General features: G+C 59.7%; 10 protein-coding genes and 4 pseudogenes. 7 read left to right on the top strand and 7 right to left on the bottom strand.

All coding sequences use genetic code 11. The features are described 5' to 3' along the window. Window positions 1-188 precede the first annotated feature (188 nt). Window positions 189-650 (top strand): annotated as a pseudogene (locus VSR82_RS37440) (IS5 family transposase); the annotation flags it as partial. A gap of 220 nt (window positions 651-870) precedes the next feature. Beyond that, window positions 871-1,434 carry a hypothetical protein gene (locus tag VSR82_RS37435; protein ID WP_410852919.1) on the top strand — a complete coding sequence of 188 codons (564 nt, stop codon included), beginning with the start codon at window positions 871-873 and terminating at the stop codon, window positions 1,432-1,434. Here VSR82_RS37435 and VSR82_RS37430 read toward each other — a convergent pair. The 3 genes and pseudogenes from VSR82_RS37430 to VSR82_RS37420 all read right to left on the bottom strand — a co-directional run bounded on the left by VSR82_RS37430 (window position 1,356) and on the right by VSR82_RS37420 (window position 4,706). Next, window positions 1,356-2,583, bottom strand: a pseudogene (locus VSR82_RS37430) (diaminopropionate ammonia-lyase). The gene VSR82_RS37435 and the pseudogene VSR82_RS37430 sit on opposite strands and share 79 nt — an antisense overlap. A gap of 312 nt (window positions 2,584-2,895) precedes the next feature. Further along, window positions 2,896-3,354, bottom strand: a complete 459-nt coding sequence (locus VSR82_RS37425) for a M20/M25/M40 family metallo-hydrolase (RefSeq protein ID WP_498858677.1) — start codon at window positions 3,352-3,354, stop codon at window positions 2,896-2,898. Window positions 3,355-3,521: 167 nt separating this feature from the next. After that, on the bottom strand, window positions 3,522-4,706 hold the full coding sequence (locus VSR82_RS37420; RefSeq protein WP_410852917.1) for a M20 aminoacylase family protein: 1,185 nt from the start codon (window positions 4,704-4,706) through the stop codon (window positions 3,522-3,524). A 143-nt stretch (window positions 4,707-4,849) separates the two neighbouring features. Between VSR82_RS37420 and VSR82_RS37415 the strand changes: the two genes are divergently transcribed. Continuing rightward, window positions 4,850-5,329, top strand: coding sequence for an Lrp/AsnC family transcriptional regulator (locus VSR82_RS37415; RefSeq protein WP_410852918.1), 480 nt, complete (start codon window positions 4,850-4,852; stop codon window positions 5,327-5,329). Window positions 5,330-5,334: 5 nt separating this feature from the next. Here the strand turns inward: VSR82_RS37415 and VSR82_RS37410 are convergent. Together VSR82_RS37410 and VSR82_RS37405 are read right to left on the bottom strand one after the other, a co-directional pair. Beyond that, a pseudogene (locus VSR82_RS37410) lies at window positions 5,335-6,472 on the bottom strand (branched-chain amino acid ABC transporter substrate-binding protein). Window positions 6,473-6,755: 283 nt separating this feature from the next. After that, window positions 6,756-7,096 (bottom strand): annotated as a pseudogene (locus tag VSR82_RS37405) (SDR family oxidoreductase); the annotation flags it as partial. Window positions 7,097-8,007: 911 nt separating this feature from the next. Here VSR82_RS37405 and VSR82_RS37400 point away from each other — a divergent pair. The 3 genes from VSR82_RS37400 (at window position 8,008) to VSR82_RS37390 (ending at window position 10,394) form a co-directional block, all read left to right on the top strand. Beyond that, entirely contained in the window at window positions 8,008-9,348 is a 1,341-nt protein-coding gene (locus tag VSR82_RS37400; RefSeq protein ID WP_410852989.1) for a tetratricopeptide repeat protein, read from the top strand. A gap of 17 nt (window positions 9,349-9,365) precedes the next feature. Beyond that, window positions 9,366-9,671: a hypothetical protein gene (locus tag VSR82_RS37395; RefSeq protein WP_410852988.1), complete on the top strand. Its 306-nt coding sequence runs from the start codon at window positions 9,366-9,368 to the stop codon at window positions 9,669-9,671. 156 nt (window positions 9,672-9,827) lie between these two features. Then, window positions 9,828-10,394 carry a hypothetical protein gene (locus VSR82_RS37390; protein ID WP_410852987.1) on the top strand — a complete coding sequence of 189 codons (567 nt, stop codon included), beginning with the start codon at window positions 9,828-9,830 and terminating at the stop codon, window positions 10,392-10,394. A gap of 632 nt (window positions 10,395-11,026) precedes the next feature. Here VSR82_RS37390 and VSR82_RS37385 read toward each other — a convergent pair. Continuing rightward, window positions 11,027-12,493, bottom strand: a complete 1,467-nt coding sequence (locus VSR82_RS37385; RefSeq protein ID WP_410852986.1) for an extracellular catalytic domain type 1 short-chain-length polyhydroxyalkanoate depolymerase — start codon at window positions 12,491-12,493, stop codon at window positions 11,027-11,029. Window positions 12,494-12,980: 487 nt separating this feature from the next. On the opposite strand from VSR82_RS37385, the gene VSR82_RS37380 reads away from it, so the two are divergent. Continuing rightward, window positions 12,981-14,429, top strand: a complete 1,449-nt coding sequence (locus VSR82_RS37380) for a sigma-54 interaction domain-containing protein (protein ID WP_410852985.1) — start codon at window positions 12,981-12,983, stop codon at window positions 14,427-14,429. Window positions 14,430-14,952: 523 nt separating this feature from the next. On the opposite strand, the gene VSR82_RS37375 is transcribed toward VSR82_RS37380, so the two are convergent. After that, window positions 14,953-15,244: hypothetical protein (locus VSR82_RS37375; protein ID WP_498858676.1), on the bottom strand; the 292-nt coding region annotated here is incomplete at its 5' end.

Genomic DNA, 15,244 nt, shown 5'->3' with positions numbered 1-15,244 from the left:
GGCGCGAGTCAAGCAAGTTGTCGCCTCGGTCATGTTGCCAATGGCTCTATATCAGTCGAGTGCGTATGTGTTTTAACGATGCAGTCGCGCTCGGGATTCAGTGTTACTGCGCGACAGGCGTCCAGGTTCGGGCGTCGCCGGACCAGCGCCGCGGATTTCGTTCGCGGGCCTGTAGATAGGGTCTCGACGGCGGCATGGTGCGTTTGCCGGATGAAAGCACGATTCTCCGGTTCCGCCATCTGCTTGAAACACATGGGCTGGCCGCGCAAATGCTCGCACTGGTCAATGAGATCCTGACGGAGAAGGGCTTGATGCTAAAGGCTGGATCCGCAGTCGACGCCACCCTGATTGCCGCGCCCAGTTCGACAAAGAACGGTTCCGGCACCCGGGATCCGGAAATGCACTCGACGCAGAAAGGCGGCAACTGGTATTTCGGAATGAAACCGCACATCGGCGTCGACGCAGACTCCGGACTGGTTCATACAGTCATTGGAACGGCGGCCAATGTGCACGACACCACCGTTGCCCAGGCGTTGCTGCACGGCAAGGAGACGGATGTCTACGCTGACGCCGGGTATCAGGGAAGCGAAAAGCATTGTGAGGCCGACGCAGCTCGTTGGCATGTTGCGATGAGACCGGGCAAGCGCAGACGCCCCCATGCAGTCCCTCGTCGCTGATGTTTCCCCAGCGGTCAATGCTCCGGAACACGGGCCCTTCCGTCAGGCCGGACGCCGCAATCCACGCCTCGTAAGCCGTCACCGGACACAGGCGTGAAAGCGCCGGGGCCTTGAAGGTCGTGCCCAGCTGCGCGCGGTCGCGTTTCGTGCGCGGCAGGTACAGCGTCATGCCGCGGCCAGCCTCAACGGCTACGTGCTCGATCCGCAGCCGACTGAGTTCGTCGGACCGAAAGCCGCGCCAGAAGCCCAGCAGCACCAAGGCCCGGTTGCGAATGCACGCGAGGCGCTCGCGCTCGTCTGCTTGTCCGACGATCTGCTCATCGAGCCAGGCTGTGAGCTTTTCGAGCTGCGCGAGCTGCATGGGCTTCGCCCGTTTCTCGGTTGCGGGATGCAGCGCGACGATGCCTCTGAGGACCTTGCGCACATGCGGGGCTTTCGTCGGATCCGGAAAACCTTGCGTCTGGTGCCATTGCGCAAGCGCTGCAAGCCGCGAGCGCAGGGTATTGATAGACAGGGTTTCTGCGTGATCGGCAAGGTACCGCGCGATCATGTCAGCGCTCGCGGGCAGAAAGCTGCCCCACTCAACCTCGAAATGCCGGAGTGCGGACTGGTAACTGCGCCGCGTCTTTTCGCGCGTCGCGGCTTGGACGTTCAGGTCGCGAGCGAGCGCATGTGCGCTCAGGCCATCGCTTTGGCGCACCGAGCCAGTTGGCGTTCGAGGACGGATTCGGCTGACTCGCCGACCAGTTCCCGTTAGGTAGCAGGCGCAGTCGCGCCTTCTGTACTGACGAGCAATACGCGGGAAGCGCCATCAAGGCCAACTTGCCTCGCCAACTGCTGGTTCTGCAGCAATACCATGAGCCCAGCGAGACCTGCTACACCCGACTCGCCGGCAACGATGGGTGCGTCTACATCGCTGCCTGCCGCCAAAATGCGCATGGCGTGCACTGCATCATCATCGCTGATCGTCATGAATGCATCGACGCCAGGCTGCAGAAACCTCCATGCTAGCGGCGATGTTTCACCACATGCGAGTCCTGCCATCACGGAGTCGACGGTTCCCGTCGCACGCGCGGCGCGTCCAGCCAATGCGCTCTGACACAGACAGTCTGCCTGCTGTGGTTCGACCACGACGAATCGCGGGCGATGTTTACCATGGAATTCCCAAAGGTAACTGACTAATCCTGCCGCGAGTCCGCCGACACCGCCCTGAAAACACATGTGTGTAGGCCGGCTGGTTCGGTTGACTATCGCTCTGCTCGACAATCTCTGCCGCAATCGTTCCGTAGCCTTGCATCACGTCACGCGGGATGTCTTCATAACCGTCGTATGACGTATCGGATACAACGTGCCAGCCGTTCAGAGAAGCTAAGCGAGCCGCCTCTTTAACCGATTCATCGTAGTTTCCGGTGATCCGGATAATCTCCGCACCGTACGCTGCGATCGCCTTCTCGCGCTCGACGCTGACATTGGCGTGCAGCACGATCACGCAACGGCATCCCAGCGTCTGCGCGGCGGCAGCCAACCCCTTTCCATGGTTGCCGTCCGTAGCGCTAACCACCGTGAAATGCGTCAGCAGATCCCGATAGCAACCTTCGAAGAGGCCACGAGCGTCCAGATCATGGTTCGACCAAAGCCGCTGGATCAGGCGCACCAGTGCAACTGGCGCACCCAATGCCTTGAAGCTACCCAGTACGGAGCGCGCCGACTCGTCCTTGATGCTGATGCTGTCGATCTTGAGCTTGGCGGCCAGCCCGGGCAACCCACGCAAGGGCGTTCGCCCGGGCGAGATCTTGTCCCAGCAGGAAAGCCAGGCACGACTTTCCTGAGCTTTCCCGATACTGAGAGTCTGTTTCAACTCACCGGGATACGAGGTGCGCGTTGCGCGTGGATTAACTACCAGCATGACCGTGATACTCCAGTAATAACGATGGGAATTGGCGACCCGATATCTATCACTTCTCTGCGAGACGCCTGAGCACGACATCCATCAGCACGTTGGCGCCATCAATGAGCTGATCGTGTTCGCGAGGGTTGTGGCTGATGCCGTCGCGGCTCGGTACGAATCATCGCGGCCGGCGCGATGCGCGCGATCATCTGGATGTCATGGGCGGCGCCCGACGTCATCGACGGATAATGGCCGAACGTCTGGTCCGGTTTCGAGCCGGTCGTATTCGATGCTGCACTGGCAAATGCGATCGAAGCTTCGGCGGAGCGCCTAGGCTTCACGGATCGAACCGGACCCAGCTCGATGTGCAGTTCGAGACATTCGTGCAGAACGACTGCGCCGGGCTCTAGGTCGCCTGGCATAGCCAATCCGCTCGAGTTCATCGCCAAGGCGGGTGCCGTCGATGCCAACTGTATCCAGCGCTCCTTCAATGGACAGTCCGCCAGCGAAAACCAGCGAGCCCATCATGTCTGGCTGATAGCGGATGCCTTCCTCGCTGGTGGAGGCGCCGATAATGATCGAACGCTGCGGCTTGATGCCTGCCTGACGGAATGCTCTCGCGACTGTAAGCCAAGCCAGTACGCCGTAACACCCATCCAGCGTTCCGGCATTTTCAACGGGGTCGATGTGGAACCCCGTAATCAGCGGACGCTGGCTGCCGTCATCTGATTCGGAATGCAACGTGCGGAAAATATTTCCGAGGTGGTCGACGCGGACATCAAGGCCCATCTCATGCATCCATCTGACGACAAGATCGCGACCGGCATGTTCATCGTCAGTGAGAGCGATGCAAGTCCGTCCACCTACCTCGCGATCGACGCCCAGTTCGCCGAGTTGATGTAGTTGCCGAAGCTGGCCTGCGCCATCAAGTTTCAGGGACGAAGACACAGAGGTATTCATTTATGTCCCATCAATTTTTGGCTACACGGCAACTCGAGCCGCGCGATCTCGGCAAAATACCGGGAGCCTGTCAGAAGGATTCCGTCATTGAAATCGTAGGTGGCGTTGTGCAACGGCGTGCCGCCGTGGCCCATCGACTCGCCGTTGCCTATAAACATGAAGTTGCCCGGAACGACCTGCAGGAACGCGCCAAAGTCTTCCGAAATCATCATTGGCTGAACATTGGCATCGACGGCATCGACTCCCGCGACATTGCGCGCCGCCTTGACAGTGACGTCTACGTATTGCTCCGAGTTCACAGTCGGAGCGAATTCGTGTGTGTAATCAAAAGTGCAGTCGGCTCCGTGAGTACGGCAAATGCCTTCGCATACTTCACGCATTCGAGTCTCGAGCAGAGTCTGGACGTCGCGCGAATAGCTTCGCGTATCGCCCTTGACGATGACATTCGACGGAATGACGTTTCTCAAGCCATCAGTGATGAATTCCGTGCACGAAATCACTGCCTGCAAACTCGGGTCGAGATTGCGCGATACGACAGTCTGCAGCGCCATGACGATCTGTGATGCGATAACGATCGGGTCCACCCCCATGTGCGGACGTGCGGCGTGTGTGCCCCGCCCCTTGATATGAATGACAAAGTTGTCTTCACTCGCCATGATGCCGCCTGGACGCGTTGCAAACGTTCCTGCGCGCATACCTGGCATGTTGTGCGCGCCAAAGATGGCATTGACCGGAAACCGTTCGAACAGGCCGTCGGCCATCATCGCCTTCGCACCGCGACCATGCTCTTCTGCCGGTTGAAAGATGAAGCGCACGGTGCCGTTGAAATCGCGCCGTTCAGCAAGGAGTCGCGCTGCCCCCAGTATCATCGACATATGCCCGTCGTGTCCGCACGCATGCATTTTTCCGGCGCTGCGCGAAGCATGCGCCCTATCGGGTGCCAGCTCCGCGATGTTCAGCGCATCCATATCGGCGCGTAGGCCGATAGCACGTTTCCCCTCTCCGACCGTCAGGTTGGCAACGAGTCCAGTACCGCCGATGCCACGGTGCACCTCCAGTCCAAGCGTCCTGAGAATGTTCGCCACATAGTCAGACGTATTGACTTCCTCGAAGCCAGTCTCGGGATGTTGGTGCAGATACTGGCGCCAGCTCTTGAGCTGGTCTTGCAGCGTGTTTTCCATTGTCGGACGTCCTCGTTCATGAAGTTCGTGGAGTGCTCATGTCGACCGGGGAGATAATATTCCTCACGTCACCCAGAAAAAATCCCTCAATCGACGCCCCTCATGCAAAAATATCTCTTTCCGAAGCTTTTAGCCGAAACGCCATGACACTCAGCCTGGACGACTTTGACCTCAAGCTATTGATGGAAGTCCAACGCGACGCGCACATTCCTCAGAACGAACTGGGGGCGCGCGTCAACCTGTCGACGGCCGCCGTCAATCGCGGATTGCGACGGATGTCGGACGAAGGCGTCATTCGCAACTACGCTGCTATCGTCGCGCCCGAAAAGGTCGGCTATCCGCTGACGATCGTCGCGACGGTTGAGGTCGAGAGCGAGCAGATCCATCTGCTCGATTCGATGAAGCGCACTTTCGCACAATGCCCGGAAATCCAGCAGTGCTACTACGTCGCGGGAGAATGGGACTTCGTGCTGCTTCTGACGGTCCGCAACATGGATGAGTACACGGCCCTCACGCGGCAACTGTTCTTCTCAAACAACAACGTCAAACGCTTCAAGACGCTGGTGAGCATGAACAACGTGAAGGTGGGGCTTGGTGTACCCGTGGCTCCCGAGGGAGGCTAAGACCGTCAACGTATGACTGACTTGTCGGTCCAGTCGCCCTGATCAAATTGGCGCACGGTAATTGCGCCGTTACGGATATCCCCCTTTCTCATCAAACTGGATGGGGCCTGTCACACCGTCCAGCTTCGAAGCCCGCAGCTTCGGGAGATACAATTTAGGATCTGTCGATCCAGCGTCCTGCATTGCCTCCGCCATCGCGAGCACCGCGTCGTAGGCATACGGGGCATATAACTGCACGGGAACACCGAACCGCTGCTGATAGCGTTTGAAGAATTCGGGTCCTTGGGGCATCTTTGCAGGCGGTACGCCCGCCAGGGTGCAGTAGACGTCCTTGTCCATCGAAGACCCGGCCAGTTTGATGAACTGGGGCGTGCACGCTTCGTCGCCGGCAATAAACTTCACCCTCAAGCCAAGCTTTTGCGCCTGCTGCGCGAACGCCGCTGCTTGCGTGTCGCCACCCGTGAAAGCAATACCTTCTGGCTGACGGCTCTTGATGGTGGTGAGAATCGCCATCCAGTTCGTTGTCTTGTCGGTGCCGTATTCGCGGCCGACCACGTTGCCTCCGGCACCCTTGACTGACTTTTCGATCTCATCGGCAAGACCTTGACCGTACGCCGTGCGGTCATCGACGATGGCGATATTGCGCGCACCCAGATCGTGGACCAGATAGCCTCCGATGACGGAGCCCTGTCTCACGTCATTCGCAACCATACGGAACACGTTGGTGAATCCTTGCTGCGTGAGCTTCGGATTGGTTGCCGATTCGGTAATCATCGGGACGCCTGCATCCGAGTAGATCCTGGAAGCAGGTATCGATGTCCCGGAGTTCGCGTGACCAACGACGCCGGCCACGCCATCATCCACCAGCTTCTGAGCAACGGTTACCGCCGTTTTGGGATCGGCCGCATCGTCCCGGGAGTCGAGCACGAACGTAACGTTTTGCCCACCTATCCGAATCTTTCTGCTGTTCAGATCTTCGATCGCCAGCCGCACACCGTTTTCATCATCCTTTCCGATGTGGGACAGTTCACCGGTAAGCGGGGAAACCTGCCCGATCTTTACTGTCAAATCCGCGTGGGCCGCGAGAGGTTGCAGGACAAGCGTCAAAGTCGCGAGACATATCAGTGGCCGGGATGATTGCATGGTCGTACTCTCGATAGTTTGGCTGGGAATCGGATCGACAGAACCTACGACCCGTTGGGCAAGCAACATTGCGCTGACCTGTAACTATCCTAATGACGAGAGCCGGTAGCCAAAATCAACCGCGATGACCTTCCTGCAAATTTCTATCCAAATACGAGGCTTTTTCGATACCTTTTCCCGTCGCCCACTTCCTGGGCAGCGCCACTTTCCGGCAGCCTGAGCTTTCGCGCCGCTATCAAGCTGAGATGCACCTGGCCCATTTCCCGCGGGGCCGGACATCTTGCTACGACGTGCACGAACCAAATCGAGCAGGTAAGCCCCCATCGTCCCAGATGGCCTGTCCCGTGTTGTACGCCGCGCCGCCCGACGCGAGAAACGCGACCGTTGCCGCGATCTCTGCGCTTGTGCCCTACCGGTGCATCGGAACGCTTTAACGACGCTCTTCGGTAGCGGGAAGACTGTCAATCTGTTGATAATGGCGCCCGCGCGCTGCTTCTTCATGTGCGGCACGACGAGGCGGGTGGGTCGAGCCACGTTCTGGAAGTATGTGTCGATTCCCTGATGCCACTGCTCATCGGAGAGCTCGAGGAGCGCAGCCCTTGGACCGTACTCTGCGCTGTTGACGCTGCTGCCCATCTTGAGACGAAACGCATACACGAACGCCGAGGTCGAGCCGTAGCCCCATCGCGGTACGAGTCACGCCCATCCCGCCGCCGAGCGGTTCGATCGCCCTCACCATCCTGATCCGCCGGCACTACGGCCGCAAGCTCATGCCGGTCTCGCTGACGAACCGCCGTGCCAGCGCACAGGCCGACACGCCCAGCACGCGCCCCCAATCTTCCGGGCCGCGCGGGTCTGCCGGGTCCGCTTAAAGCGTCTCGCAAAGCGTCGGGAGCGCGCAATCTCTGGGCCATGGCAATGCCGTCGGGTGTGGCCGGGAACGCCGAAGCTGCTCGAGAATCAGAGCACTGATCCGACCGGCGTAGCCATCGTCTTGGCGTCACTTCGATGCCTGTCGCTTCAACGATCAGTGCCTTCAGCAACGGCGAAACCGCGAACACCATCGGTGTCGTGCCTGCGAGCGCGGTGCGGGTCTCCTCCGTGATCCAGAGACTGCGACACTGGACGCCGAGCCGTGAACCGATCTTGGCCGAAGGCCCGTCGGCAACCATACGGCTTGCTCGGGAGAAATCCCGGGCGAGCCGCCCTCCGATATCACAGTCAACGCGCCGGATGTCGCATAGACCATCTAATGCCAGTGATGAGAGAGCTCGGGGAAAAAGTGACGCGCCGGATGAACTGAGCGCGGACCGTGAGCCGCGCTGGCGGCTTGGCGTCGACCGGAGCCTCGATTATTTTCCAGTTCATAGCGCGTGCCCGAGGTGTTGGCAGATAATCGACACATGGCGACAAGTAGTCGAATTTCTGCCACACAGAAACCGGGTTTAATGAATGTCTCACATACTGAACCGCTACGCGGCCGGCCGCAGACGATAGCCGAGCCATTGCTAACGAATTTCTGGAGTATCCGATTTATGGGCCGCCTTGACCGCTACGACCTGCCGCTTTCAACGACTTCCGACCTCGCTGCAGAGCGATACCGAACCGGTGTCGATCTCCTGCTGTCGTTGTGGCCAGGTGCCGGGGAAGCACTGGACGAGTCGATCGCCGCCGACCCGGATTTCGCCCTCGCGCATGCCGCACGAGCACGCCTGCATGCGATCAGCGCACAGCCGTCCGAAGCTCGCGCAAAGATTGTCAAGGCGCTCGATCTCGTCGCTAGGAACGGGACCGAGCGCGAGCGCACCCACGTTAACGCGCTGTCGCTCGCCATTCATGGACAGTCGGCCAAGGCGCTCGCGGCGGTGCTGGTGCACACGGACCGCTGGCCGCGCGACATCGTCATCCTGTCGATGCCGCTGGGCGCGTTCGGCCTTTTCGCCTTCTCCGGAATGGCCGACCACGATCAGGCACGCGTCGACCTGTGCGAGCGTCATGCCAAACACTTCGATGCCGACGACTGGTGGTTCCTCACCTATCGCGGCTGGGCACACGGCGAAAACGGCAACCTTCGGCTCGGACGCACGCTGACGCAACGCGCGCTGCAATTGCGGCGACACAATGTGAATGCGGCGCACGCGGTCGCACACGTGTTGTACGAGTCCGGTGCAAACGAAGAGGCGCAGGAGTTCATCACCGGCTGGCTCCCTGAGTACGACAAAACGGGCGTGCTGCACGGCCACATCGCATGGCATAGCGCGCTCATCGCGCTCGAGCTCGGGGACATCGAGCGCGCCCTCGCGGTCTATAACGACCATGTCGCGCCGGCCTCGTCGCAGGGCACGCCGATCAATATTGTCAGCGACACCTCGTCGTTTCTATGGCGCCTGCATGCGTACGGCCACACAGTTCCGGCGGGAATGTGGGACGACGCGGCGAAATACGCGTCGAATTTCTTCCAGGACGTGGGCTTTCCGTTCGTTGACTTCCATATGACGCTGGTAGCCGCGGCGAGCGGCAACGGCGAGGCTGTCGAGCAACGGGTTGCTGTCCTCCACAAGCTCATCGAGGACGGAAAGCTTTCGGCTGGCCCGGTGGTACCGGCGATCTGCCGCGCGTCGTTGGCCTTTGCTGAAGAAGACTACGCGCTTGCCGCGGAGATCCTGGCGCCGGTTGCGCGAGAGGTTGTGCGGATCGGCGGAAGCGGCGCGCAGCGCGAAATCGTCGAAGACATGCTGCTGGTTGCATTGATGCGAAGCGGCGAAGCCGCGAAGGCTCACGCGATCCTCAACGAACGGCTGCAGCGTCGCCCTTCTCCGCGCGACACGCGCTGGCTCAATCAACTGCTCAGTCCCCAGACGTCGCTGGCGAATTGATGAGATGACGGGGTGGAATGCGAAAGCTGATCGTCGACGGGATAGGTCCGGTCGCTGAGATCTCGATCGCGCCACTGTTCGGCACGGCACTGTGGTTCAGCGCGAATAGTACTGCCGGAAACCTGGTGAACATCTGGCACATCAGCGCGGCCGACATCGGCCGGCTGGCGAGCGCGATGCAACTTGGGTTCATCCTCGGCACCTACGTCGTTTCGCTGAGCGGCGCCGTCGATCGGATCGCGCGAGCCGAATTTTCGTTTGCAGCGCGCTCGCCGGAGCATTGTTCAACCTGGGCTTCGCGTGGCTGGCGATGGATCTCGTGAGTGCTGCGCTGTTACGCTTTGGCGTCGGAATTTGCCTCGCCTGCATCTACCCGATGGGGACGAAGCTGATCATCGGCTGGGCAACCGATCGCACCGGGCAGGCGCTCGCCCAGCTAGTCGGAATGCTGATTCTCGGCAGTGCGCTGCGAGCATGTGATGCGCGTGCTGGGCACGGTCTTCCCATGGCAACTGATCATTTCCGCTTCCTCGCCGCTTGCTGTCGGTGGGGCCGCCATTGTCGGCGTGCTTGACGATGGACCGCACTCGGTCGTGTCGAGCGGATCGGCAGGCATGATGGATACACCGGCGGCATCGCCGCCCTCTGTGCTCGGCGCGTTTCGCATCGGTGGGTTCTGGGCCGCGACGCTGGGCTATTTCGGGCATATGCGAGAGCTCTACGCGTTCTGGACTGAGGTGCCGCTGCTCATTTCCCACACGTCGTTGGCAACCGGCTTTCCGGGGATCAGTGTTTCGGCGATGCCATTCGCCGTGACCGGCATTGGCGCATTGAGCTCCATGCTGAGTGGTGTTGCGTCGCGTTACCTTAGCAGTGAAAAAGTGGCGACATGTGCACTAGTGGTATCTGGACATGCAACGAGGTTTTGTGACCGCTGGGAACCCGATCGGACGAAAAGCCGACAAGTCGGACAGCTCGCCGTAGCTGCGGACGTTTTTGAGGATCGACCGGTGCGGTTTCCATCGAGGAACAGCGATTCCGGATAGATTTTTTGCAAGCCACGGGGAGTCAAGAGCAGAGGTAGCAAAATTCGGGCAGACCATAGATTCCAGAATTGCTTTGACATCTCATCTGGCCCTCACCTACCGCTGGGACAGATTGCCGGTCCATTTTCAGGCGAAGCAAGTCTTTCATTTTGCGAATGGTCGTCCGGTGGGCCGGCGTCATCGGTGTCCCCAAAAAGTAGCCACCATAACCGACGGCCGATAGAGCCGTCCGCAGTAACACTGGACGAAACCGCGCCTTTCATATCGAACATGCATTTCGGTGAGGTGAACTGCGGTTTCGGAGCACCGAACACCGATCGTGGAATCCCTCGAAACCGTTCGACTTCAAGCGAAACGGCTACTCACTTTCCTCCCGAAATCCAGTTTGACTTTGACCGAAATCCGTGTTTGGCTTCGCCGAAATACGCACTCGCCCCGCTTAGCAAAGGTAAGCGGGATTTGTGTACCGTCCTCGGTTGTTTGGAGTCGATATCGGCAAGCGTGATCGCGGCTCGCAACGACGTCTGTATCGGTCGAACGAAAAACGCGGCCACCATGTCGGATACAACCATCGTTAGGTTTGCCTGAACGGACAGGATGTCCGTTCAGGCGTTCATCAAACGCGTCCCGTATTACGGACAATTGCCGATGACATAGTATCCGGCAGACGTCTGCGCCAGCGTGTTCGAATAAAAGACGTTGTCCAGCCCCATACTCTGGTTCGACCCGTTCGCATAGGCCGTGCCGCCGGAATCATGCGCTCGGCTCGCTTGTACATGTGCATAGTTAGTGGTCGTCGTCTCGGTGCACACGAAGCTCGATTGCGTCGTCGCCGAGACTGACGACGATTGGGCGCTCTCACCCGCATTTGGATCGATTTCGGTCACGGTGTAGGAATAGGTCGTCCCAGCGATCAACCCTGAATCGGTATAGCTGGCAGATGCGGACGAGCCCACCTTGCTTCCGTTGCGATAGACGCTGTAGCTGGTGGCATTTGCAACGGCATTCCACGAGAGAGAAACGGTCGTCTGTGTTGTTCCCGACACTGCGAGGCCGCTCGGTGCGGAGCCTGACGGTGCAGGCCCCGACGCCGCGCGGAGGTTATTCTTGACCCAATAGTCCATCAGGAATGTCGGATAGTTGATGCGGGTTGCATCCACGTAGTTCGCGTTGTTGCCGCCGGTTCCGGCCGGCCATGCGTGCGACATGCCGGAAACTGAGATCTCGTGCGTCCGAACCTTTCCGCTGCTGTCGGAATACGGCGTGTTCGTTCCGCCGCCCTGAATCGTCACCTTCGCCCCTTGGGTAAAGGTGCCGCCATAGAGGATTCGAAAAGTGGCAGTGTCGAGTGGGCCGTACGCCTGCGCGACCGTGTAATCCGATGTCCCCCAGACCGCGCCGGCGATCTGCGTTGAGAATTTGCCGACGTTCGATCCTGCCCATGCCCTGCACTGGTTCGCCGCGGTCGTAGCCGTATAGCCGCTTGGCACATAACCGATCTGCGCCGTGGTCGTTCCAGGCGGCGGCCCGGCATTGATACCGATTCCGGCGAAGATGTCGGGGGCAATGCAACCCAGCACCATCGTCATGCCACCGCCCGAGGAGAGGCCCGCGACGTACACCTGATTGGGGTCGATCGCGTACTGCGAATTGGAAACAAAGCGGTTCACTAGATCCAGCAGCACACCGACATGCCCGGTACCGCGGCTCGGGGACGTGTTCGCATAATCCCAGCAGTGGTTGCTATAAACGTTGCCGGTCGCGTTCGGCGCCAGAATGATCGCGCCGTACTGATCTGCAATTGCTTTCCAGTTGAAACCGGCCGCACTGCTGCTGTTGATCACGTCGCCGGACGCGGTCTGCAGACAACCGTGCAGCACAAGTATGAGTGCCCGCTGGCCATTGGGAGTGGTGGGCTGGCTCGCCGGCCAATAGTAATAGCCGGTCAAGTTGCCGCCATTCACCGAATCTGTGGCCCAGATCTGCTGCCCACTCCAGGTTCCGGGTCCGGGCGTGACCGCGGCCAACGCAGGAGTCGTCGCCAGCGCGACGAAGAAGCCAACAATCCATCGTCTTTGGGGTCGTGAGAGCGGTTGCATAACGTCTCCTTTAGTTGTATGGACACTGCTGTCGAGAGGCAAGCACCCCGGGACGTGGGGGCATTTAGACTCGATGGGATGATTGGTTCGCGATGCGAAGTGACAATTCGCCATCTTCGTCGAGAAGCAAACGGACAGAACCGCCGCCCCTAGCACCGCTGCGAACCACAAGCAGCGTCCATGCCATGCCCATTGTGGATACGGCATCGCGCCAGCGGAGCCACGTAACCGTCGGGCACGGCGCGTCCCTCAACGCTCAAAGACCGCTTTCCCATCCTTTTCCGCCACCCCTATGCAGTCCGACATTGAGGAATCCACACTTCATTTCCGGAAATGTGCTAGCACCAGCCACAGAACTGGATTGGTAGGGGAAATCCCACTCCCGCGCGGATCCACAACTTGAGACACTGCTCGCCTTCGTCTCTGGTCCGAGACGGTTCATAGCAAGCTGGACCGGGCGGCGCTGTCACACGAGGAGAAGATCCGAATGGCAACCGAGGTCGGCACAATCCTGAGCGACTACAGCTATGTCTGGCGGCGCGCTGTGCGTTCGCTCTTCGACACCCTCATTAATTCAAGCGAGGGCACCCTGATCGTCGACCGACAGGCCAAAGTCGTCTGGATCAGTGAGAAATATGCTGCTCACTTCGGCTTTGCCGATCCCAAGATTGCAATTGGTCTCGATTGCGAGACCGTTGTCCCAAACAGCCTCATGCGAGAAGTCGTCAAAACAGGAAAGCCCATTCTGCTCGACATACTTGAAACCGAGCGCGAACCTTTCATTGTGACGAGATTGCCACTGAAGGATGACAACGGCGCCACCATAGGCGCCATCGGCTTTGCCCTCTTTGGACAACTGAAAGCACTCACACCGCTCTTTAGCCAGTACTCGCGCTTGCAAGCAGAGCTCATCGCGACGCGACACGCGTTAGCACACACACGGCGGGCCCGATACAGCCTGTCGAATTTCGTCGGCACGAGCCCTGCCAGCATGGAAGTGAAGCGCCTCGCGCTACGCGCAGCCCAGGTCGATTTTCCCGTCCTTTTACTCGGTGAAACGGGTACCGGTAAGGAATTGATCGCGCACGCGATACATGGGGAATCGGCACGCGCCGACAAGCCATTTGTCGCCGTGAATGTCGCGGCAATTCCCGATTCGCTGCTCGAAGTCGAGCTGTTCGGCGCCGCCGCAGGCGCGTACACCGGCGCCGATCGCAAAGGCCGCGTGGGTAAGTTCGAACTGGCTAGCGACGGCACGCTTTTCCTGGATGAGATCGGAGACATGCCGCTTTCGCTCCAGAGCAAGCTCCTACGCGTGCTGCAGGAAAAGGAATTCGAGCCGCTTGGCTCGAATCGCGTGGTAGCGACCAATGCGAGAATCATTGCAGCGACTTCCGTCGCGCTTCCCGAGCTCGTCGCCGCCCGCCGCTTCCGCGCCGACCTCTACTATCGGCTTAACGTGCTCGTCATCCGAACACCACCGTTGAGAAAGCGTGCGCACGATATCGCCGCACTTTCGGACATGATCCTCGATGAGTTAGTGGCACACCACCATATCGGCCGCCCAGACCTCAGTGAAGATGCACTACAACTGCTTCGTGAGCACGCGTGGCCGGGCAATGTGCGTGAATTGCGCAATACGCTCGAGCGGGCCGTGATATTTTCCGATCACCAGTGCATCGACGCCAACTTGCTGGTTGCGTTCGTCAACGACATCGACTCGACGCTCTCCGCTCCAGAATTTGCCCGCGAACACGGTGAGGCCCGTGACGCGGACATCAATGAAGCAAGTTACGAGAACGCGATGCGGATGTTCGAGAAGCGGTTTCTCGGTGCCGCACTGCGATGCGAGGGCGGATGCGTATCAAAGGCGGCCGCACGGATCGGGATCGGACGCGCGACCTTTTACAAGAAAATGGCCGCGCTCGGGATCTGACGTCGATCGACGCTAGCCGCTGCGTGCGTGCCTGCCGAGCCATTCCAGTGAAGCTTACAACGCACGTCGCGATGTCATGCATCGGCGATTTCCTGAGCCATGTGCGTCCATTCGTGGAGAGGGCGTCTCCTGCCGGAGACACCGGGGTTCCGCTTTACGAGACTTGCACTCGCGGAGCGGTCTGCCGCCATAAACACCGATCGGCGTTGCATCATGGTTCGGACAATGGGAAATCGCTCGCCAACGAAGTCCAACACAAACAATGCGGCGAACGGAGACATGATCCACGGTCCGTCGACCGCCCGGCAACGCCATCCTTCACCGACACTCACGACGCTCTGCGTCACCGTGCTGTCAACCGCCATGCTTGCCGCCTGCAACGGCGACGACATGGTCAGGTCGCGGCGTACGGATCATTGCCTACGACGGCAACACGGACGGTCTTGCAACCCCGGCCGTGACAAAGCGGGGCTTGCGACCGGCTTTGTCCGGATGGGTACGAGTTCCCGTGCCATGGACGCGACTATGCATTTTTGACGCAAACCCGTTTGCCGAAGGCGTTCCACCGGTTCAGCAGGTTGGCGATGATTATGCCTTCGCCTTCCTGCGACGCAAGCTCCTGCGTCAGCAGGCGTTCGCCGATGCAGCGCTTGATGCGCGAGATCTGTGCCTCGACCAGCGAGCGCACACTGAAGCGCCCCGGGTTTTCCGGAGACTCCACTTCTTGAGAAAATGGAGCTATGGAAAACACGAAGAAGAAGTCCCCGAGGTACTCGCCGGAAGTTCGTGAGCGGGCTGTGCGAATGGTACTGGAA

Origin of the sequence: Burkholderia sp. JPY481 (assembly GCF_038900515.1) — a bacterium.
In the GTDB taxonomy this organism is placed as follows: Bacteria; Pseudomonadota; Gammaproteobacteria; order Burkholderiales; family Burkholderiaceae; genus Paraburkholderia; species Paraburkholderia youngii.
This window is presented reverse-complemented; position numbering and strand designations above follow the sequence as displayed.